The organism is Candidatus Thioglobus sp. NP1 (assembly GCF_003326015.1).
GTDB classification, from domain to species: Bacteria; Pseudomonadota; Gammaproteobacteria; order PS1; family Pseudothioglobaceae; genus Pseudothioglobus; species Pseudothioglobus singularis_A.
Genome location: NZ_CP023860.1, coordinates 1002766 through 1024874 on the forward strand (window position 1 = coordinate 1002766; position 22109 = coordinate 1024874).

A 22109-nucleotide genomic window follows, 5' to 3' on the forward strand; every position below is an offset into this window, starting at 1 on the left:
ATTAATAAAAGCACAAAAAAATCTTCTCAGCTAAAAGGCTCAGTAATTGGTGACTCTATTGTTCATGATAGTGCTCATATGCATGTTCAGGGGAGTGCAGCCTATATTGATGACATGCCTGTTCCAAAAGGTACTCTTCATGTTGCGTTTGCGTTGAGTGATGTTGCTTATGGAAAAATTAATAAGATAGATATTACAGTTGCCAAGAAAGCTGATGGTGTTCATAGTATTCTCTTGGCAAAAGATATTGAAAATTTATATATAGGTGCGATTAAACATGATGAGCCTATATTGGCTGATAAAGAGGTTTTATTTTATGGCCAAGCAATTGCTGCTGTCCTAGCCGATAGTCATGACAATGCAAGGAAAGCAGCACTCCTAGTTACCTCAGATGTAACAGAGCTTGAGGCAGTTGTGACTATTGATCAGGCAATGGCTAAAAAAAGCTTTCTTGATGAGCCACTAATAGTCTCTATTGGAGATTCAAATAAAGCAATTGATTCATCAAAAAATAAACTTAATGGTAGTATTTCGATTGGAGGTCAAGAGCATTATTATCTTGAGGGGCAGGTTGCACTTGCAATTCCAACAGAGGATAATGAAATGGTAGTTCATTCTTCTACTCAAAATCCAACTGAAGTCCAACATTTAGTAGCACATGTTTTAGATGTCCCACAGAATGCAATTGAAGTAGTTACTCGAAGAATGGGCGGTGGCTTTGGTGGTAAAGAGACAGATTCATCACAGCTAGCTTGTGTTTGTGCAATTTTCGCACAACAGACTAAGCTCTCAATAAAGGCCAGACTTTCAAGAAAAGATGATATTTTGATGACTGGAAAGAGACATGATTTCAAAGCAGACTATAAGGTTGGCTATGCTGATGATGGTAAGATTTTAGGAATCGAAATTGATCTTGCTGCAAGATGTGGATATTCACTTGATCTTTCAAAAGCAATAGTCTCTAGAGCTCTATTCCATGCTGATAACGCTTATTTTATGCCAAATGCTACTTTTAGAGGCTTCTTATGCAAAACAAATACCGCTTCAAATACCGCATTTAGAGGATTTGGTGGGCCACAAGGTATGCTCGTTATAGAAAATATAATTGAAGAAATAGCTATGAATATTGGTGTTGATCCTCTTGAGATTCGTAAATTAAACTATTATCAAAAGGAAACCAATAATGTAACTCCTTATGATCAAGTTGTTGAAGATAATATTATTAATGAGCTTTCAAGCGAGCTTGTAGAGGATAGTAAGTATTTAGCTAGAAGGCAGAGTATTGAGGATTTTAATAAGAATAATAAGTACCTCAAAAAAGGATTGGCTCTCTCTCCCGTGAAATTTGGCATTTCTTTTACTACTCAGTTATTAAATCAAGCGGGTGCATTGGTAAATGTCTATAAAGATGGCAGTATATACATAAACCATGGTGGAACTGAAATGGGTCAGGGACTATTTATTAAAGTTGCTCAGGTTGTTGCTAACGAGTTTGGAGTAAATTTAGAGCGCGTAAAAGTTTCCGCAACATCTACCTCTAAGGTTCCAAATACATCCCCAACTGCAGCCTCTTCTGGCTCAGATTTAAATGGAATGGCAGCAAGAGAGGCATGCTTAAGAATTAAGAAAAATTTAACTATTTTTGCTCAAAATTTTTATGGTGAAGATAATGATATTATTGAGTTTAAAGATTCATATGTTCATGTGGGTAAGAAAAAGATAGCATTTGATGAATTTGTTTCAACAGCATATTTAAATAGAGTTGAGCTTTTTAGTAATGGCTTTTATAAAACTCCAAAGATTTATTTTGATGCTATTAAGCAAAAGGGTCGTCCTTTTTATTATTATTCATATGGCGCATGTGTAAGTGAGGTTATAGTCGATTGCTTGACTGGTGAATACAAGCTTTTAGCAGTGGATATTTTGCATGATGTTGGTGCCTCGCTGAACCCAGCAATTGATATGGGGCAAATAGTTGGAGGATATATCCAAGGTATGGGTTGGCTTTGCTCTGAGGAACTTAAATGGAATGATTCTGGAGCATTACTAACGATGGGTGCTTCAACTTATAAAATTCCTGCGATAGGAGATACTCCCGAACACTTTGAGGTCAAAATTAAACCAAATATTTCAAATCACGAAAATACAATTCATAAATCAAAAGCAGTTGGGGAGCCCCCACTTATGCTTGCTATTTCAACTTGGCTGGCCATTAAGAATGCTATCTATAATGCTGATAATAATAATAAAACTGGGCTCAATGCTCCAGCAAATTTTGAGCAAGTCTTTTTCAGCCTTAATAAGAATTTAAATTCATAGATTATGCAGGCTTGGCTTAAGTCAGTAAATGACGCAATTTCTTTAAAAAATGACTTTGTGTTAATGACCGTTATAGATACTAAGGGATCAACACCTTGCATAAATGGCGACAAAATTGTCGTTGCTTCTGATCAATCTATTTTTGGCAGTATTGGTGGTGGCAACTTAGAGTTTAAAGCCCTAGCATTTGCTGCAGATTTATTGAGTCTTGATAAAAATAATGTTCATTTAGAAAAATTTCCTCTTGGAGCTTCCCTTGGCCAATGTTGTGGGGGATATGTCAAGGTTATGTTTGAAAGTTTTTTGCATTCAAATTCTTCTATTAATAATAATTCTTGGATTAATGTCGTATCAGAACTATTTGATCAAAATGAGGATTTTGTGGTTGCAACTATTGTTAATAACAATTCTGAATTCGAAGATAATAAGTTGGTTTATTCTGTTAATAATAACAATCATCTAATAAATGAGAAAGGGATATCAAGTTTTGTTGCACTTAGTGCAAAAGAACTATTAACAAAAACTGGAAGCCCTACTGTTATTCAATATACTAATAACTCTAATTCTGTAATTGAAATTTGCCTTGAAAAAAATACTCCTACCAAAGTTCAGTCACTAGCTGTATTTGGAGCAGGGCATATTTCTAGAGCATTAATGCCAATTCTTACAGATTTACCAGTAAATATTTATTGGATTGATGATAGGGTTGAGCAGTTTAATAAATACCAAGGGGATACTTCAAAAATAAATATTATCTGTGATGATTTCCTAAATGGGCTTATAGATCTACCTGATGATATTTATTGTTTAGTAATCACATATAGTCATCAAATAGATTATGAAATTTGTGAAAAAATTATTTCTAAAAACAAGTTTAGCTATTTGGGTATGATAGGTTCAGCTATAAAAGGAAAGAAATTTAGAGATAGATTTATTAATAAAGGATATCAGCAGGAAGTGGTCGAAAAATTCACATGTCCAATTGGAGAGAAACAAAAATTCTTAAAATCACCTACATCGATTGCTGTCACTATAGCCATGGATTTAATAAATTTTATTGAAGATAAAAGACAATCTGAGATTATATGAAATACCAATTAGAAGTATCAAATATTACAAAGTCTTATGGAGATTTAAAGGCAAATGATAATGTTTCTCTTAATATAAAGGGTTCAAGTATTCATGCTTTACTTGGTGAAAATGGAGCTGGTAAATCTACTCTTGTAAAAATTATATATGGCTCATTGGCACCAGACAGTGGTGAAATGAAGTGGGCAGATAATAAATATAGTCCAAAAAGTCCTTTTGAAGCTAGAGAAAATGGCATAGCAATGGTTTTTCAGCACTTTTCATTATTTGAATCACTTACTGTAGAAGAAAATATTATTCTTGGACTTGATTCTGTTGGTCTTAATGAAAACTTTTCAGATGAGATATCGAAATATTCTAAACAATATGGCTTGGATGTTAATCCACAGCAAGTTGTTGGTGACTTATCTGTTGGCGCACGTCAGCGTGTTGAAATAATTCGTTGTTTAATTCAAAATCCAAAGCTATTAATTATGGATGAGCCAACTTCGGTTCTGACTCCTCAAGAAGTTTCTGACTTATTTATTACTCTTAAGAGACTTGCTAAAGATGGATGTGCAATCTTATATATTTCTCATAAGCTAGAGGAGGTAATTGAAATATGCAGTGAAGCTACTATTTTAAGAGATGGTAAGTTAGTGCAAAGTTGTATTCCTCAGGATCATAGTCAAAAAGAACTTGCTGAAATGATGATTGGAAAAAAACTAACTGAACTTGCAAGAAAAAATATAACTATAGGTGAAGATATTTTTTCAATAAATAATTTAAGTAAAAAAAGTAATGATATGTATGGGGTTGAGCTTAAAAATATAGCCTTAAAAATGAAAAAAGGAAGTATTGTTGGTATAGCTGGTGTTGCTGGTAATGGTCAGGATGAGTTAATGGAATTATTAATTGGCGAGGTAACCTCACCAGTTGGAACTTTAGATTTTAATGGTAAAGATATTGGTCATCTAAATTCACACCAACGAAGACAGCTTTCAATTTTCTTTGTTCCTGAAGAGCGACTTGGTCATGGAGCAGTTCCAGATATGTCGCTTAATGAAAACATGTTGTTAAGTCGGCCAGATGAAACTGAAATGACAAAGAATGGTGTTATTGATTGGAAGAAGGTTGGTATGCATTCAAAAGATGTTATTGAAAAATTTGATGTGCAAACACCTTCTAGTAATATGTTGGCAAAATCTCTCTCTGGTGGAAATCTACAAAAATTTATGGTTGGTAGGGAGCTTATTCAAAATCCTGAGTTATTAATTGTTGCTCAACCAACTTGGGGAGTAGATGCAGGCTCTGCAAATAATATTCATCAAGCACTTATTGCTTTGGCAGACCAGGGTTCAGCTATATTGATTATTTCTCAAGATTTAGATGAGATATTAAGTTTATGTGAGCAAATTCATGTCCTTTCTGAGGGGGTTCTTTCAGAAGCAGTTGACATGAAAAAGAATGGGTTAGAAAAAATTTCTCAGCTAATGGTTGGAGGAGAAAACAAATGATTAAGCTAGTTCCAAGAGTTGAAAACTCAACTTTAATGATTCTTCTTTCTCCCTTGTTAGCTATGACGTTGACAGCTATATCAGCTTATCTCATATTTGTTTATATATTGGTTGATATTGACGTTTCAAGTGTTTTTTATACTCTATTTGTAGAGCCATTGAGAGACTCCTACTATTTTTCAGAACTATTGGTTAAGGCGGCACCCTTGATGATTATTGGGCTTGGCTTGTCAATTGGCTTTAGAGCTGGTATTTGGAATATTGGAGCAGAAGGTCAGTTTGTAATAGGCGGTATTGCAGGAAGTGCTGTAGGATTGTATTTTTATAATGTTGAGGCTTTTTGGATACTCCCTTTAATGACTATAGCGGGTATTTTAGGAGGTATGTTTTATGCTGGTATTGCTGCATTTCTGCGAGTCAAATATCAGGTCAACGAGATTTTAGTAACATTAATGTTGACTTATGTTGCAGTCTTATTTTTAAGTGCCATGCTTCAGGGGCCACTTCGAAACCCATCTGGATTTAATTTTCCAGAGAGTCGACTATTTCATGATAGCGCATTACTTCCAATAATTTGGGAGGGCACCCGACTACATATTGGTTTAATTGTCGCAATTATTCTATCACTTATTGCTTGGTTTGGTATCAAAAAGCATATGTTTGGTATGCAAATAAAAATATCAGGTAGTGCCCCTCGAGCTGCAAAATTTGCTGGATTTGATGATAACAAAACGGTCTGGTACTCCCTTTTAATATCAGGCGGACTTGCTGGTCTTGCAGGAATCTTTGAGGCAGCAGGGCCTGCTGGGCAACTTACTCCAGGTTTGCCCCAATTTTATGGTTTTACTGCAATCATTGTTGCTTTCTTGGCAAGACTCCATCCAGTGGGTGTTTTATTCTCAGCGTTGCTAATTGCTCTAAGCTATGTTGGTGGTGAGAATGTGCAAATTGAATACAATTTACCAAGTTCAATAACTCAAATTTTTCAAGGTATGCTTTTATTTTATTTTCTAGCATGCGATATATTAATTAAATATAAAGTAGTACTTTTTAAAACTAAAAACTAAAAATTAAATATTATGAATGAAAGTCTTTTTATTAGCATTATTATTGGAATAAGTATTGCATCAGTTCCGCTTATTTTTGCCGCTATTGGTGAATTATTAGTAGAGCGCTCAGGTGTTCTAAATCTAGGAGTTGAAGGCATGATGATTGTTGGAGCACTACTTGGTTTTGTAGTTATGTCCCATACTGGAAATCCCTATTTAGCAGTACTTTCTGCAATGCTTGGTGGGATGGCCATAGCATCTATTTTTGCTTTTTTGACTCAATTTCTGCTTACAAATCAAGTTGCAACTGGACTTGCTTTAACTCTTTTTGGTTTGGGTTTTGCTGCTTTTGCAGGTAGAGGATATACAGAAGAAACCATTCAGTTAATCACTGCAGTTCCAATTCCATATTTATCTGATATTCCTTATTTAGGCCCTTTGCTTTTCTCATTTAATCCTCTTGTCTATTTGGCATTTTTTATGGTTTACTTAGTTTGGTGGTTTTTATTCAAAACTAAGCAAGGTTTAATCTTGCGCGCTATTGGAGATAATCATGATGCGGCGCATGCAATTGGTCATAATGTTGTGCGATACCGAGTAATGGCAATTTTATTTGGTGGCGCCATGGCTGGAATTGGAGGTGCGTTTTTATCACTTGTTCAAGTTCCTATATGGGGAGAAGGTATGACTGCTGGAAGAGGGTGGATTGCTTTAGGTCTTGTTGTTTTTGCCTCATGGCAACCTTTTAGAATTATATTTGGAGCGATTTTATTTGGAGGAATTACTATTCTTCAGATTCATGCACAAGGATTAAATATTAATGTAAGTGCTCAATATCTATCTATGCTTCCTTACTTAGCAACAATTATTATTCTTGTTAGTCTGAGGATGAGATTAAAAAATAAAACAAATCGCACAGTCCCTAATTGTTTGGGTAGAATATTTCATTCAACAACTTAGTTTGCTGAATAAAGTTTTTTGTAAAAAGTAAGAAAGTAAGAAAAATTGTTAAATAATTAAAAGGAGAATAAGTATGTCTAATCGAAGTTTGTCGAGTGTTTTGAAGCTCTCGATATTAAGCGCAGTTTTAGCATTTACGAGTAATGTTTATGCTGATCCTGTTAAAGCTGCTTTCGTATACATTGGACCAACAGGAGATCATGGTTGGACTTTTGCACATGACCAAGGTGCAAAATATGTGAAAGAGCAAATGGGTGATGACGTAATCATAACTACTGTAGAGAGTGTTGAAGAAAACTCAGACTCAGAGCGTGTTATTACGAGTCTTGCTCGTAAAAATGACATTATTTTTACAACGTCATTTGGCTATATGAACCCAACTATTAAGGTTGCAAAGCGTTACCCAGATGTGAAATTTGAGCATGCTACTGGCTATATGCTAGAAGATAATGTGTCTGTATATTCAGCCAGATTTTATGAGGGAAGACACGTTATTGGTAAGATTGCGGGAAGAATGACAGAGACTAATGTTATTGGTTATATTGCATCATTCCCAATTCCTGAAGTAATCCGTGGAATTAACTCTGCTTATCTAGCTGCCAAGTCGGTAAATCCTGATATTGAAATCAAGATCGTATGGGTTTATTCTTGGTACGATCCAGGTAAAGAGGCTGATGCTGCAAATGCTCTAATTGCTCAAGGTGCTGACATTCTAATGCAACATACTGATTCAACTGCTCCAATGACGGTCGCTGAAGAAAAAGGTATATATGCATTTGGCCAGGCATCTGACATGCGTGAGTGGGGTAAAAATGCTCAATTAACTGGAATTATTGATGATTGGGGTCCTTATTACTTAGAGCGTGTTCAGGCTGTAGCAGATGGAACTTGGACTTCAACTGATGTTTTCCATGGAGTTGATTCAGGAATGGTTAAGTTTGCTCCTATGAATAATTCAATGCCTTTTGAAGTTAGAAATGAAGCTTCAAAAGCAATTATTGATTTGTCAATGGGCGCTATTCATCCATTTACTGGGCCAATTAACAAGCAAGATGGCTCACCATGGTTAGCTGAGGGTGAAACACCTCCAAACTATCCTGATCTTCTTACAATGGATTTCTATGTAGAAGGTATTGAGGCTAAGTACCCTAACTAATAATTTAATTAGTTAAATAATAATCGCATCCTGAGTTAATCTCAGGGCGCGATTTTTTTTGTTTGAAATTAAAATTTATTCTCTTATTTAAAAGGAAAGTTAGTATGTCCAATCGTAGTTTTTTGAGTATTTTGAAACTTTTAATTTTAAGTGTAGTTTTAGCATTTACTAGTAATGTCTATGCTGACCCTATTAAAGCTGCTTTTGTATATATTGGTCCAACAGGAGATCATGGCTGGACTTATGCACATCATCAAGGAGCCCAATATGTTAAGAAAATGATGGGTGATGACGTTATGATTACGGAAATTGAATCTGTTCCTGAAAATTCCGACTCAGAGCGTGTTATTACGAGTCTTGCTCGTAAAAATGACATTATTTTTACAACGTCATTTGGCTATATGAACCCAACTATTAAGGTTGCAAAGCAATATCCTGATGTGAAATTTGAGCATGCTACTGGCTACATGTTAGAAGATAACATTTCAGTCTACTCTGCAAGATTTTATGAGGGAAGGCACGTTATTGGTAAGATTGCGGGAAGAATGACTAAAAGTAACATTATTGGTTATATTGCCTCGTTTCCAATTCCTGAAGTAATCCGTGGCATTAACTCTGCGTATTTAGCGGCTAAGTCGGTTAATCCTGACGTTTCAATAAAGATTGTTTGGGTATACACATGGGAAGATCCGGGTAAAGAAGCAGATGCTGCCCGCGCTTTAATTGCCCAAGGTGCTGATATTTTAATGCAACATACTGCCTCTACATCACCAATGACGGTCGCTGAAGAGAAAGGTATATATGCATTTGGTCAGTCATCTGATATGCGTGAATGGGGTCAAAATGCACAGTTAAGTGGAATCATTAATGACTGGGGGCCATACTACCTTGAGAGAGTTCAAGCTGTTGCGAATGGAACGTGGGCATCAGCTAATGTTTTTGACGGCGTTCAACAAGGTATGGTTAAATTTGCTCCAATGAACCAAAATATGCCTACTGATGTTAAAAATGAAGCTATGAAGGCAATTATTGACTTATCTATGGGTGCAATCCATCCATTCACTGGGCCAATTAACAAGCAAGATGGCTCTCCGTGGTTAGTGGAGGGTGAAACACCTCCAAACTATCCTGATCTTCTTACTATGGATTTCTACGTAGAAGGAATTGATAGTAAATATCCTAACTAAGGTTTTAAATTTTTTGCTTCCAACCTGACTCTAAAATTTCACCTGAAGCAATTAAAATTGGATATGCAACAGAAGATAATAGACTATTTATTTTTTTATAATCACGAATTACATCTATATGCATAGAGCTGGTTTCAAGACTATCAGCCATTCCTTTTCCAATTCGTTGAAGATGCTTTGAAACAGATCTTTTCTCAAGTTTATGTAGTTCTTGTTTTTTTTCATAGAGAACTTTTGCAAGTTCACAGTCATCAGAAACAAAGGTATTAATAGCAAGATCATAATTAGAGCATACGACCTCATGAATAGAGATAATCTCATTTAATCCTTCTTTTGAAAAATGTATATGCTTGTCAATTTTTTTCCCAGAAATTTCCATTAAGCTACTATTGACAATATCACCAATATGCTCCATATTAGTTGTAAAGTTAAGAATATTTAAAGCTTTTTGTGTTTCTAAAGGAGTTAGTTCTTCTTGTAAGATTCTTGCAATATATAGTTTGATTGAATCAAATAGAGAGTCAACTATATCTTCATTTCTTATGATTTCATCACGCAATGAAATATTATCATCTTGTAAAACTGTTAGAGAAGATAGAACCATTTTTTGTGAAATTTCAGCCATATGGATTGCCTCTCTTTTGGCACTTGCAAGAGAGATAGCTGGCATCGAAAAATCTTTTAATTCTAAAAACCTTGGAAAATCTAGTTTCTTTTCTTCTCGAGATGAAAATAGTTTTTTTGCTAAGGTAATAAGATTTTTAGAAAAAATAATTCCAATGAATGCAACTATTAAATTTAGAGATAAGTGATATATAGCTGGAAATAATTCGATAGAAATATACTTCAAGGCGAAAATAGAAACAAAATCAACAAATGGGTAGAAGGCAGCAATGCAAATAACCCTAACAATAAGATTTGCCAATATAGGTGTTAACTCTAATATAGAAGCTTTCCAATTAGAAATAAGAGGTAATAAGCCACTACCTAAGTTTGCACCTAATACCAAATATAAACCCTCATTTAAGCCAATAACACCAGTAGCAAGGAAGCTAACTGATAATAGGACAATTGCTAAGCTTGAATATGAAAGATAGGTAAGTATCAAAGCTAGAAGAACAAAAAATACTGGTTGATTTTCAAAGATTAAAAGAAGCTCTGTAAATTGTTTAAATTCTGATAATCCACCAGCCGTTTTAGTAATTAAAGAAAGTGCAAAAAGAATTAATCCAAGACCACTTATTGCCCTGAAAACATTTTGCCATTTATTTATTTTAGAACCAATAAAACCAAAAACACCAACTGCCAATAGAAATGGTGCAAGAGTTGTAAATTTTTGCGATGCTATAAGAACTGCTACTGATGTTCCGACATCAGCTCCAAGCATAGTAATAAATGCGCTACTGACACTAATAAGACCTTGCCCAGTGAATGATGCTGAAATTAAAATAGCTGCAGTGCTGCTTTGCAATAAGGCGGCAACTAATAATCCAGATGTGAATGCTGGTAAAACTTTTCCTTCTGAGCGTCGTGCTAATCTCTTCAAACTATTACCATAAGAGCGCATAACTCCTGTTCGGACCATTCTTAAACCCCATAATAATAAAGCTATAGATCCTAAGAGCTCAATTAAAAGAGTCATGCTACATCCACCTCTTTTTTAGCTGAGGTATTATTTACCTTTACAGATTCTTCTTCATTGTATTTTTTTATAAATAAATCAAGTTTCTTTAATCCTTTATCAGAAATTGATAATCCAAGTTTTGAGCGTCTAAATAAAATATCATTAGATGATTTTGCCCATTCTTTTTCGAGTAAATAAATTACTTCAATTTCGTATAATCCGGCTCCAAAATGCTCACCTAATGATTGAGTATCTTGACAATCTCCAAAAATATCAAATGAAATTTGTCCATAGGACCTAATAAGTCTTTTAATAATTTCATTTGAAAGAAAGTTATATTTTTTCTGAAGATTTGATTCTAAATTAGATAACATTGAGATCTTAAATTCACCTCCAGGTAGGCTTGAAGTTTCTGTCCATGGATTGCCCTGTTTACCTAAAAAGCCCTCAATATGCTCTAAAATTGCTTCTGATAATTTACGATAGGTAGTTATTTTTCCACCAAATATATTAATCATTAAAGAGTAATCATATTCTTTTGCCGTAATAACGTAATCTCTTGTTACCTCCTGAGCTTTACTGGCTCCATCATCATAGAGAGGCCTAACACCAGAGTAGCTCCATACTATATCTTCAGTACTAATAGACTTTTTTAGATAACTACTTGCCGATTCACATATATATTTTTTTTCTTCCTCAGTAATCTGAACTTTGCCAGCTGAACCTTTATGCTCAATATCTGTAGTTCCAATCATTGTAAAACTATCTTCGTATGGAATTATGAAGAAAATGCGCCCATCTTTATTTTGACAAATATAAGATTTATCATGATCATATAGCTTATTAACTACAATATGACTTCCCCTTATAAGCCTTACATTTTTTGAATTTTTAACTTTAAATGAATCCTTAAGAACTTCATCAATCCAAGGACCAGAGGCATTAACAAATGTTTTTGATTTAACTCTATTTACTTCACCAGTTAATGAATCTTCAGTGGTAATAATCCATAAACCATTGTCGCTTTCTACATTTATAACTTTTGTATAATTTTTTAATTGAGCTCCTTTTAATCTTGCATCAACAGCATTTAATATAACAAGTCTTGAGTCATCGACCCAACAATCTGAATACTCAAATCCAGAATTAAAAGAATCTTTTAGTGGAGATGGTTTTTGCTGATTTAAAAGGTTTACATTTTTTGTCCCTGGCAAAATTTTCCTAAAACCTAGATGGTCGTATAATGCAAGACCTAGTCTAAGAAACCACTTAGGCCTCATTCCTTTTGAATGAGGAAGAATAAATCGCATTGGCCAAATTATATGAGGCGCCATATTTAATAAAATTTCTCGTTCCTTAAGTGATTCTTGAACTAATCGAAATTTATAATGTTCAAGATAACGGAGTCCTCCATGAATTAATTTAGTCGAAGCTGATGAAGTCCCTGAGGCAAAGTCATTCATTTCACATAAACAGACTGAATAGCCCCTTCCTGCTGCATCACGAGCTACACCTGTTCCATTTACGCCACCTCCAGCTATAAAAACATCATAAATTCTTTCAGTTTTTTTGGATATTGATTCAGACATAAATTTTGAGTGAAAACCAAACTATTTATCTAATAAATAGTTTGCAAGTTCGACAAACCCCTCCCCAGAATGATGTGATGTTATATATTTTGGAAGTTCATCAATTTCATCCATAAAGTCTCTTACATTTGCTACTCCAACTGATTGATCAAAATATCCAAACATCATAGAGTCATTTGGTGAGTCACCAATAAAGAGAACTTTTTTTTGTAAATCTGAATCAATCATTCCAAAATTTTGTTGAAGGGTCTTTATAGTTGTATTAAGTTTATTGTGATTACCAATCCAACAATTTACATGGATTGAACTTACTTTTGCAGTTGCACCAGCCTTTATTGCAATATTAACAATTTCTTTAATATTACTAGTTGAAAGCCTAGGTACATCCTCAGCAAAATCAATTGCTAAATCTGTTTTTCTATAGTCTTGATCAGAGGCTAGGGCAGATCCAGGAATCGTATCAAGAACAATTTTTTTGATTTTTTGAAGGGTTTTTTTATTATTAGTTCGCTCTTTTTCACTCTGGCTATAAGTGTGTAGCATTTTTTTAGATTGATGGTTGTAGCTAAAGAAAAAGGCACCATTTTCTCCAACAACTCCATTTACTGGCCACATTCTTGCAATATGATCACACCAACCCGCACATCTCCCAGTAACTGGAATAACAATATATCCAGCATCAGATAATCTTTCTAGTGCACTATATGAACTACTTTTTAAGCTTCCATCAGTAGTTATAGTGTCATCTATGTCAGTAAGAATGATTTTAATTTCATCCATTTGTTGTCTAGACATAATTGAAAGTTTATGCATTTATAACTCCTAGCTTAAAGAATTGTTCAGTTTTTATTTTTTTCTAAGTAAGAAAAGTAGTATTCCAACATATATATGTTCATATGAACATTATATTTAAATATTCTATCATTATAAGGCTTTATTGAGCTATATTTTGATATTTTTATTCATTTGATAAAAATTAATCTTCATTTTTATATAAATATGGTAGAATCTTTGTTCAAGTGAACTATAAATATTTAATAAATGGACTTAACTGCCCGTCAAGCTGAAATTTCAGACCTTCTTCGTCAAGAAGAATTTATTGCTGTTGAAAGTCTAGCCGAAAGATTTGATGTAACAACTCAAACTGTTAGAAGAGACATCAATGCATTATGTGATTTTGGTCAAGCTAGAAGAAGGCATGGTGGAGTTGAGCCTTTATCAACTGAGGGTAATCTTGCATATGGAACAAGACAAGTTCTCAATAGGGTAGCAAAAAGAGCAATTGCTAAAAACGTTGCTCGCTCAATTCCTGATGGAAGCTCTATATCACTTGGGATTGGAACAACTCCTGAAATGGTTATGAGGGCTTTATTAAGCCATAAGGATTTGAAAATATACACTAATAATATAATTATTGCTCAAACTGCTAGTGCCAATGCAAGTTTTGAAGTTTATTGCTCTGGTGGCCGAATTAGAAGTGGTGATTTTGATATGCTTGGAAGCCCTGTTGAAAGTTTTTTTAATTCCTATAAAACAGACTTTGGTGTTTTTGGAGTTGCTGGTGTAGATATGGATGGAGTTCTTTTAGATTTTTATGACGAAGAAGTAAAGATCAGAAGGGTTATTGTTGAAAATTGTAGAGAAGGTCTCCTAGTATTGGACCATGAAAAATTTGGAAGAACTGCACATGTAAGAGGAGGACAAATACAAGACGTAGCAAAAGTTTTCTGTGATCAATTACCTCCTAAAGAAATACAACAACTGATTAATGATTCTGATTCACAATTAATCATTTGTGAGGAGGAAGAGCTTTGAGTGCAATAGAAGTCAAAAATCTATCAAAAAGCTGGGCAGAAATTGATGCAGTTAAAAATGTATCTTTTAAAGTCCCAGAGAAATCCTTTACAGTTTTATTAGGCCCATCAGGATGTGGTAAGTCAACAATTCTTAAAATGTTATCAGGCCTTGAAAATGTAACCTCAGGAAATATTAAAATTAAAAACCATGATGTAACCGATCTTGAGGCCTCTAAAAGAGGAGTCTCTATGGTATTTCAATCATATGCTCTATTCCCTCACTTAAATGTCAAAGAAAATATCCAGTTTGGTTTAAAAGTAAGAAAAGTGCCTCTTAATGAACGTGAAAAACGTGTGGCAGAGGCGGCTAAAGCGGTTGGGCTATCTGATTTACTAGATAGAAAGCCTGCAAATTTATCAGGTGGACAGCGCCAAAGGGTTGCCTTGGCTCGTTCAATCGTTTCTGATCAATCAGTTTGTTTAATGGATGAGCCATTATCAAATCTGGATTCCAAATTACGTGCAGAGATGAGAGATGAAATTCGTGACCTTCAGCAAAGATTGGGTTTAACTGTTGTTTATGTCACACATGATCAGGTGGAGGCAATGTCTATGGCTGATCAAATTATTTTGCTTAATGCTGGTGAAATTATTCAAAAAGGTGCGCCTGAGGAGATATATAACAATCCTAATAGTATTTTTAGCGCTCAATTTATTGGACTTCCTCCAATGAATATTTTAAAACTAAAAAATATTGATGAGGCAGCTCTTAGTAAAGAAAATAATAACAAAATTAAAGCTTGTAAAGATCCTATTAATCTTGGCATAAGACCTGAGCATATTACTTTCTCAGAAAAAGGATTACCCGTTATTGTCAAAGGCATAGATTACTTTGGTGGAGAGACTGTTTTTAAAATCAGTCATCTAGACCAAGTTTTCTTTCTACGTGAGCCTAGACAGCCAAAAATTAATCTGAATGATAAGCTAAATATTAGCTGGAATTCAGATGATATGCATTTGTTTAAAAAAAATAATCAACGTATAACTTCGTAGGTATGTTGATAATTGCAAATGAAAAAAACTACGATTATTAATAACGAGGAGAAAATATGAATAAGTTCTTTGGAAAACTTTCGTATAGCCTATCTGTTGCTCTTGGTATTTCTATGATATCCAGTGCAGCAATAGCTAAAACGGAATTGACAATGTACTATCCAGTTGCTGTGGGTGGTGCTCTAACACAAACGGTTGATGCAATTGTTGCAGACTTTATGTCAGAAAATCCTGACATTGAAGTAAATGCAATTTATTCAGGCAACTATGATGATACGAGAATCAAAGCACTCGCTGCTCTAGAGAGTGGAAAGCCAGCTCAGCTGTCAGTTATGTTCTCAATTGATGTTCATGAGTTACGTGAGCTTGATGCAATTATACCTTTTGACGATGTTGTTTCAACGAGTGAAGATAAGGCTTGGTTAAACTCATTCTATCCGTCACTAATGGAAAATGGAATTACAGCAGGTAAGACTTGGGGTATTCCTTTCCAACGTTCAACTATTGTAATGTACTACAACAAAGATGCTTTCCGTGAAGCTGGTTTAGATCCAGAAACACCTCCAGCAACTTGGGGTGGTCTTGTTGCAGCTGCAAAAGCATTAACTAAAGATGATGGCTCTCAATGGGGTCTTATGATTCCATCTACAGGTTATCCTTATTGGATGTTTGGTGCGCTTGCTATGCAAAATGGTCAAACATTAATGACAGGTGGTGATAAAACTAACTTTGATCATCCAGATGTCGTTGCTGCTCTTGAGCTTTGGAAGGCCTTTGGAAGTGAGCATAAAATCATGCCTGAAGGAACAATTGAATGGGGCACGCTTCGTCAAAACTTCTTAGAAGGTAAGACAGCTATGATGTGGCATTCAACTGGTAACTTAACTACAGTTAAAAAGAATGCTAAATTTGATTTTGGTGTAGCAATGCTTCCAGCAGGAAAGCGTCGTGGAACTCCAACAGGTGGCGGAAACTTCTATATGTTTAAGGACACTACTGCTGCAGAACGTGAAGCATCAATGAAGCTAATTAAGTTTATGACTGCTCCTGAAAATTCTGCTAAATGGTCTGTAGCTACTGGATATATGGGTGTTAGTGCTGATGCATATGAGACAAATACTTTAAAGTCATATGTTGCAGATTTTCCACCAGCAGCAGTTGCAAGAGATCAACTTAAATATGCAACAGCTGAATTTTCAACTTACCAAACGAGTCGTGTGAAAAAAGGATTGAATGATGCAATCCAAGCAGCACTTGTAGGTAGTAAAACTCCTAAAGAAGCTCTTGCAGAGGCACAAGCCGCTGCTGAGCGTATTTTAAAACCTTACCGTTAAATTGGTAATTTGGCGGACGTTTTAATGGCGTCCGCCAATTAATTTTTTAAAATAATAAAGTAATAGATATGAAAGATAGCGTTCGTAATTTTCAAGGTTGGCTTTTATTTGCTCCTGCAGCAATATTACTTTTAGCGTTCACTCACTATCCGACTGTAACAACATTCATTCACAGTCTTTATACAAATAAGTCATTTATACGACCAAAAAGATTCTCTGGAATTGAGAGTTATGAGAGTATGTTAAGTGATCCAATTTTTTTCAAAGTTTTTGTAAATAATATGTGGCTAGCTCTTGGCACTATTCCTACATCAATTGCTCTAGCAATTATCATGGCTTTGATTGTTAATAAGGCTATCCCAGGAAGAGGATTGCTTCGTATGGCCTATTTTACTCCAACTATGCTTCCGATGATTGCTGTGGCAAATATATGGTTGTTTTTTTATGCACCAGAAATTGGATTAATTGATAAGACTATGGCTATTTTTGGCTTTGAAAGTACAAACTGGCTAGGAAGTCCAACAACGGTTCTTCCATCTATTATGGTAATGACTATTTGGAAAGAGGCTGGTTTTTTTATGGTTTTTTATCTTGCAGGTTTACAAACTATTTCACCAGAGCTCGAAGAGGCTTCAAAACTTGAAGGCTCAAGTCGTTGGAATTACTTTTGGCGTATTCAATTCCCATTACTTCTTCCTACTACCTTATTTGTTCTTATTAATGCTTTTTTAAATTCTTTTAAACTTGTAGATCATTTATTTGTCTTAACTAAGGGTGGGCCAGATAATGCGAGCAATTTAATCTTATATTATATTTATGAAACTGCTTTTGCATTCTTAGATATATCTTATGCATCTGCATTAACTATATTTTTATTATTATTACTTGCGCTCACAGCTTTAGCACAATTTTTGTTTATTGAAAAACGAGTCCACTACAGATGACATATAAAAAAAGAATATCTACAAGCATAGAGTTGATGGGCGCCTATATTCTTGCAGCTTTTTGGGTGCTTCCCCTCCTTTATGCTTTTTGGGCGGCGTTCCATTACAGTGGTGATGCTATTCATTTTGACCTTCTAGCACCCCTTACTTTAGATAACTTTCGTGAGGCTTGGAGTCAGGCACCATTTATGAGATATGGTTTGAATACATTCCTACTGGTCTCATTCATACTTCCATTACAGCTGTTAATTTCAACTTTGGCAGCATACGCTTTTGTTCGTTTTAAATTTACTGGTGCAAATGTTGCATTTGCATTGGTTCTGGTGCAATTGATGATTACGCCAGAAATCTTAATTGTTCAAAACTATGTGACACTTTCTAAGCTTGGGTTGGTTGACACAATAACGGGTATGGGCCTACCTTATGTTGCAAGTGCTTTTTGTATTTTTTTATTGCGCCAAACATTCAAATCAATTCCAAAGGAGCTAGAAGATGCAGCTCAACTAGAAGGCTGCAGTACAATGGGAATTTTATGGAAGGTTTATGTGCCACTAGCAACCCCTACATTTATTGCTTTTTCTTTAGTTTCTGTAAGCCACCATTGGAATAATTTCCTATGGCCACTTATTATTTCTAATTCTGTTGAAACAAGACCTTTGACAGTTGGTTTAGGTATTTTTGCAGCCCCTGAAACTGGAGTAGATTGGTCTGTTATGTCAGCAGCAACTTTAATTTCGGTAGCACCTCTATTAATTGCTTTCTTAATATTTCAGAAGCAATTCGTTCAATCATTCATGCAGGCTGGGATTAAGTGATAACGATTCTAACTTGGAATATTCAGAATGGAAAAGGTATTGATGAGAAAATATCATTAAATCGCATTGCAGAGTCTATTCTTAATATTTGTGACCCAGATATTATTTGCCTTCAAGAGGTTTCAATAAACTGCCAACTCGTCGATGGTTCAAGGCCAGATCAAGTGAAAGAATTATCAAATATTTTTAGTGATTACTTGCCTTCGTATGGTCCAGCATATAATATTAAATGTAAAGATAGCAATGACAGAGAGCAATATGGAAATCTAATACTTTCTCGACTACCAGTTCTATCAAGTTTTAATCATATGTTGCCTCAAACAGTCGATAGTTCTTTTCGTCAAATGCCAAGACAACTTAGCGAAATAACTGTTCAAACAGCTTTATATCCTCTTCGCGTTATGACGACTCATCTTGAGTTTCATTCTGAGTTGCAAAGATGTGAACAAGTTAAGAGAATTAAGTCTATTGATAAAGAAATTAATGATCTTATACTAATGCCTCCTGAGCAAATTATTAATAGTCCATATAGAGAGTTTGCAAGAGCTAGTAGGGCGCTAATTTGTGGAGACTTTAACTTTGTTCCTAATTCAATCGAATATGATCTAATGATTGGAGAAGAAGATAGTGCAGAGTCAATGGTTGATGCTTGGAGTTATTTAAACCCAAATTCAATACATGGACCTACATGTGGTATTTTTGACGCAGATCAATGGCCTCAGGGACCCCATTGCAGAGATTATGGTTTTGTAAGTTCTAATATAGCTGAGAATCTTCAAAATATTGTTGTAAACGAAAAAATAGATGCTTCAGATCATCAGCCAGTTATCTTTACTTTATCTTAGATTTTTAAAATTATAAGTTATTTTCTTTTCCTTTAAGAACAGCATCTTCATACATTTCAGTTTCAATTTCATCCATCATTTTGTTATGAGATTTACTATTCCAATCATTTGATTCTTTTATATTAGAAGAGTGTTTATGACGAATTTTAAAAAAGGTTGAAAAAAATAACCCAGCTTCAAATAATATCCAAATAGGAATTGCAATAAGAAACTGTGAAATAACATCGGGAGGAGTTAACAGCATTCCAAGAACAAATGAGCCAATAATAATATAAGCTCGATTTTTCTTTAATTTTTCAGTGGTAGTCACTCCAAATATAATTAGGAGGATAGTTGCAATAGGAACCTCAAAGGCGACACCAAATGCAAACGAGACTTTTATAATGAAGTCAAGATAATATTGAATGTCTGGTGCGAAATCTACAGAAGATGGGCCAACATTTGCAAGGAAATTAAAAATTACAGGAAAAACAACATAAAAAGAGAATAGGAGGCCACTATAAAAAAGGGTTGTTGAAGACAATACTAGCGGTAAGATTATTATTTTTTCATTACGATATAGTGCCGGTGCAACAAATTTCCATAGCTGATAGAGAAGGTAAGGCATTGCGATATAGACTGCGAGAATTAAAGACATTTTTAATGGGGTCAGAAATGGTGAAATTACACCGATTGCAATTAAATTAGATCCTGGTATTGCTTTAACAATTGGCGCTGCAATAAAGGTATAAATTTGATCAGCAAAAGGAAATAATAAGAGAAAGAGAACTATAATTGCTAATGCAGATTTAAGAAGGGCTAGTCTAAGTTCAATAAGATAATGAACTAATGACAATTTGTTTACAGATTGAGATTTATTAGTCATCATCAAGTATTTTAGATTTGTCTATTTTTGATTCTTTATGAGTAAAGGTTTCCCTAAGCTCATCAGCCTTAAGCTCATCATTAATATCATTTTTAATTTTATTAATAAAATTATTAAATTTACCAAAATAGAGGCCAGCTTTTCTCGCAAGTCCAGGCATTCTTGTTGGCCCTACAACAATCAATGTAATAATGCCAATAATGGCAATCTCCCAGAAACCAAAATCAAACATAATTATTTTTTAATATGAAGAAAGAAAGGTTCTTTATTTAGAGTCTGAATGATCATCCTTAGCTTCAACTTTAGCTTCAATGATGTCATCTTTGTCTTTAGATTCAGTTTCTTTAACTGATGATTTAAAGCCTTTGATTGCTCCACCAAGTTCACTACCAATATTTTTGAGGCGTTTCCCACCAAAAATAAGTAGCACAATTACTAAAATAATAATCAGTTCCATAAGGGATGGCATGCCCATATATATTCTCCTTAATTAATCTCATTGTATTTTACACTTTAAAATTTTTAATTCAATAATAAGCTTTTATAACCCTTTAATAATCATTTTTTTGATGGGTCTCACATAGTGGAACAAAGTGTTATTATATGGAAAAAAAATTATAATTATGAATTGATATGTATGTATACTAAATGGCGATTCCTCATATTTAATGTCTCAACGGCTAACAAATATGTAATCACGACAGATTTATTTTTTAATAAAAGGAGATTAATATAATGAAAAAAATCTTTAAAACCCAAATAGCACTTGCTTTAGCCACTATCTTGGCTGGAACTTCTGCTATTGCTGGAACGCTTGTCATCAATGGTGACACGTCTGATCCAGCGCCAAAGGCGGCATTTCAAGCTGTTATTGATGGCTTTGAAGCTGAGAATCCAGACGTAAACGTTGTTTACAATCTTTTTGATCATGAAGGCTATAAGGCAGCTATCCGTAACTTTTTAACTGCTGACGCTCCAGATATAGCTTTCTGGTATGCAGGTAACAGAATGGCTCCATATGTTGATGCTGGGCTTTTTGCTCCAATTGATGATGTTTGGGCTGAGCAAGGTCTTTATACTCTAATGAAATCATCAGCTGCAGGTATGACTATGGATGGTAAGAAATGGGGTATTCCATTTTCATACTACCAGGTAGGAATGTACTATCGTCAAGATATCTTTGAAGATTTAGGTATTGCTGTTCCTAAAACTTGGGATCAGTTCATGTCAGCTAGTGCCACACTTAAAGCAAATGATATTACTCCAATAACAATTGGTACTAAATATTTATGGACTACTGGTTGTATCTTTGATTACTTAAATCTTAGAACAAATGGCTATGATTTCCATATGGATCTTGCAAATGGAAACGTTGCTTGGACCGATGACAGAGTGCGCGCTACTATGGCTAAATATAAAGAGCTTGTAGATAAGGAATACTTTGATGAAAATCATGCTTCATACACTTGGCAAGAAGCCTTAGGTCCTCTTGCTTCTGGTGAGGGTGCAATGGTTTGTATGGGTAACTTTGCAGTAGCTCCATTACGTGAATTAGGTTTGGATGATTCTCAGTTAGGTTTCTTCCAGTTTCCAGAAATTACTCCAGGAATTCCTATGGCAGAAGAAGCTCCAAGTGATACACTTCACTTAACTGCGAATGCTAAAAACCCTACTGATGCTAAGCGTTTTCTAGCTTATGCTGCGCGTGCTGATGTTCAAACATCATGGAATGCAGCGCTTGGTCAGTTGCCTACTAATTCAGGTGCTGAAGTTGCTGATGATAAGTTTATTAAAGCTGGATTTGAACAGCTAAATAATGCGTCAGCTCTTTCTCAGTATTTTGATCGTGATATTCCTGCTGAAATGGCTGCATTAGGTATGGAGTCTTTACAAGAGTTCATGGTTAAACCTGAGCGTCTAGAGAAGATTCTAGAGCGTTTAGAAAAAGCTCGTCAAAAACTTTATTAAGCAATAAAGTTTTACTATGT

At 34.7% G+C, this 22109-nt stretch carries 20 protein-coding genes; 14 read left to right on the forward strand and 6 right to left on the reverse strand.

All coding sequences use genetic code 11. The annotated features are described in order from the left end of the window. Positions 1–78: 78 nt before the first annotated feature. The 7 genes from xdhB to CRN91_RS05220 all read left to right on the forward strand — a co-directional run bounded on the left by xdhB (position 79) and on the right by CRN91_RS05220 (position 9256). Positions 79–2319 (forward strand): xanthine dehydrogenase molybdopterin binding subunit, encoded by a 2241-nt coding sequence (xdhB, locus tag CRN91_RS05190; RefSeq protein ID WP_114115380.1) that lies wholly within the window; start codon positions 79–81, stop codon positions 2317–2319. Positions 2320–2322: 3 nt separating this feature from the next. Then, positions 2323–3408 carry an XdhC family protein gene (locus tag CRN91_RS05195; protein WP_114115381.1) on the forward strand — a complete coding sequence of 362 codons (1086 nt, stop codon included), beginning with the start codon at positions 2323–2325 and terminating at the stop codon, positions 3406–3408. After that, positions 3405–4904 (forward strand): ABC transporter ATP-binding protein, encoded by a 1500-nt coding sequence (locus CRN91_RS05200; protein WP_114115382.1) that lies wholly within the window; start codon positions 3405–3407, stop codon positions 4902–4904. Before CRN91_RS05195 ends, CRN91_RS05200 begins: the two co-directional genes overlap by 4 nt. Next, complete coding sequence (locus CRN91_RS05205; RefSeq protein ID WP_114115383.1) at positions 4901–5971, forward strand: ABC transporter permease; 1071 nt, start codon at positions 4901–4903, stop codon at positions 5969–5971. The genes CRN91_RS05200 and CRN91_RS05205 overlap by 4 nt, the downstream gene beginning before the upstream one ends. Positions 5972–5983: 12 nt before the next feature. After that, a complete protein-coding gene (locus CRN91_RS05210) occupies positions 5984–6913 on the forward strand; it encodes an ABC transporter permease (protein ID WP_114115384.1) in 930 nt (309 codons plus the stop codon). Between the two features lie 73 nt (positions 6914–6986). After that, entirely contained in the window at positions 6987–8069 is a 1083-nt protein-coding gene (locus CRN91_RS05215) for a BMP family ABC transporter substrate-binding protein (RefSeq protein ID WP_114115385.1), read from the forward strand. 104 nt (positions 8070–8173) lie between these two features. Next, positions 8174–9256, forward strand: coding sequence for a BMP family ABC transporter substrate-binding protein (locus CRN91_RS05220; RefSeq protein WP_114115386.1), 1083 nt, complete (start codon positions 8174–8176; stop codon positions 9254–9256). Positions 9257–9260: 4 nt separating this feature from the next. Here CRN91_RS05220 and CRN91_RS05225 read toward each other — a convergent pair whose 3' ends face one another. From CRN91_RS05225 to CRN91_RS05235, 3 genes are read right to left on the reverse strand one after another with little or no spacing between them, the layout of a single operon-like run. Next, positions 9261–10898 carry a Na/Pi cotransporter family protein gene (locus CRN91_RS05225; RefSeq protein ID WP_114115387.1) on the reverse strand — a complete coding sequence of 546 codons (1638 nt, stop codon included), beginning with the start codon at positions 10896–10898 and terminating at the stop codon, positions 9261–9263. Then, positions 10895–12469 (reverse strand): glycerol-3-phosphate dehydrogenase, encoded by a 1575-nt coding sequence (gene glpD, locus CRN91_RS05230; RefSeq protein WP_254424915.1) that lies wholly within the window; start codon positions 12467–12469, stop codon positions 10895–10897. Before glpD ends, CRN91_RS05225 begins: the two co-directional genes overlap by 4 nt. A gap of 21 nt (positions 12470–12490) precedes the next feature. Beyond that, positions 12491–13282 carry an HAD-IIB family hydrolase gene (locus CRN91_RS05235; protein ID WP_114115388.1) on the reverse strand — a complete coding sequence of 264 codons (792 nt, stop codon included), beginning with the start codon at positions 13280–13282 and terminating at the stop codon, positions 12491–12493. Between the two features lie 228 nt (positions 13283–13510). Between CRN91_RS05235 and CRN91_RS05240 the strand changes: the two genes are divergently transcribed. From CRN91_RS05240 to CRN91_RS05265, 6 genes are all read left to right on the forward strand, one after another. Beyond that, positions 13511–14284: a DeoR/GlpR family DNA-binding transcription regulator gene (locus CRN91_RS05240; RefSeq protein WP_114115389.1), complete on the forward strand. Its 774-nt coding sequence runs from the start codon at positions 13511–13513 to the stop codon at positions 14282–14284. After that, positions 14281–15318: an ABC transporter ATP-binding protein gene (locus CRN91_RS05245; RefSeq protein WP_114115390.1), complete on the forward strand. Its 1038-nt coding sequence runs from the start codon at positions 14281–14283 to the stop codon at positions 15316–15318. Before CRN91_RS05240 ends, CRN91_RS05245 begins: the two co-directional genes overlap by 4 nt. A 56-nt stretch (positions 15319–15374) precedes the next feature. Beyond that, positions 15375–16652, forward strand: coding sequence for an ABC transporter substrate-binding protein (locus tag CRN91_RS05250; RefSeq protein ID WP_114115391.1), 1278 nt, complete (start codon positions 15375–15377; stop codon positions 16650–16652). Positions 16653–16720: 68 nt separating this feature from the next. After that, on the forward strand, positions 16721–17596 hold the full coding sequence (locus CRN91_RS05255) for a carbohydrate ABC transporter permease (RefSeq protein ID WP_114115392.1): 876 nt from the start codon (positions 16721–16723) through the stop codon (positions 17594–17596). Continuing rightward, positions 17593–18411, forward strand: coding sequence for a carbohydrate ABC transporter permease (locus tag CRN91_RS05260; RefSeq protein WP_114115393.1), 819 nt, complete (start codon positions 17593–17595; stop codon positions 18409–18411). Before CRN91_RS05255 ends, CRN91_RS05260 begins: the two co-directional genes overlap by 4 nt. Beyond that, complete coding sequence (locus CRN91_RS05265; RefSeq protein ID WP_114115394.1) at positions 18408–19256, forward strand: endonuclease/exonuclease/phosphatase family protein; 849 nt, start codon at positions 18408–18410, stop codon at positions 19254–19256. The genes CRN91_RS05260 and CRN91_RS05265 overlap by 4 nt, the downstream gene beginning before the upstream one ends. 10 nt (positions 19257–19266) lie before the next feature. Here CRN91_RS05265 and tatC read toward each other — a convergent pair whose 3' ends face one another. Genes tatC through tatA form a run of 3 tightly spaced genes read right to left on the reverse strand, consistent with a single transcriptional unit; the run spans position 19267 to position 20596 of the window. Continuing rightward, complete coding sequence (tatC, locus tag CRN91_RS05270) at positions 19267–20121, reverse strand: twin-arginine translocase subunit TatC (protein WP_114116068.1); 855 nt, start codon at positions 20119–20121, stop codon at positions 19267–19269. Next, the gene (gene tatB / locus CRN91_RS05275) at positions 20114–20353 is read right to left on the reverse strand and encodes a Sec-independent protein translocase protein TatB (RefSeq protein ID WP_114115395.1); all 240 of its coding nucleotides are present in this window, start codon (positions 20351–20353) and stop codon (positions 20114–20116) included. Before tatB ends, tatC begins: the two co-directional genes overlap by 8 nt. Positions 20354–20386: 33 nt before the next feature. After that, positions 20387–20596, reverse strand: a complete 210-nt coding sequence (gene tatA, locus CRN91_RS05280; RefSeq protein ID WP_114115396.1) for a twin-arginine translocase TatA/TatE family subunit — start codon at positions 20594–20596, stop codon at positions 20387–20389. Between the two features lie 260 nt (positions 20597–20856). Between tatA and CRN91_RS05285 the strand changes: the two genes are divergently transcribed. Further along, positions 20857–22089 carry an ABC transporter substrate-binding protein gene (locus tag CRN91_RS05285; RefSeq protein ID WP_114115397.1) on the forward strand — a complete coding sequence of 411 codons (1233 nt, stop codon included), beginning with the start codon at positions 20857–20859 and terminating at the stop codon, positions 22087–22089. The last annotated feature ends 20 nt before the right edge of the window (positions 22090–22109 follow it).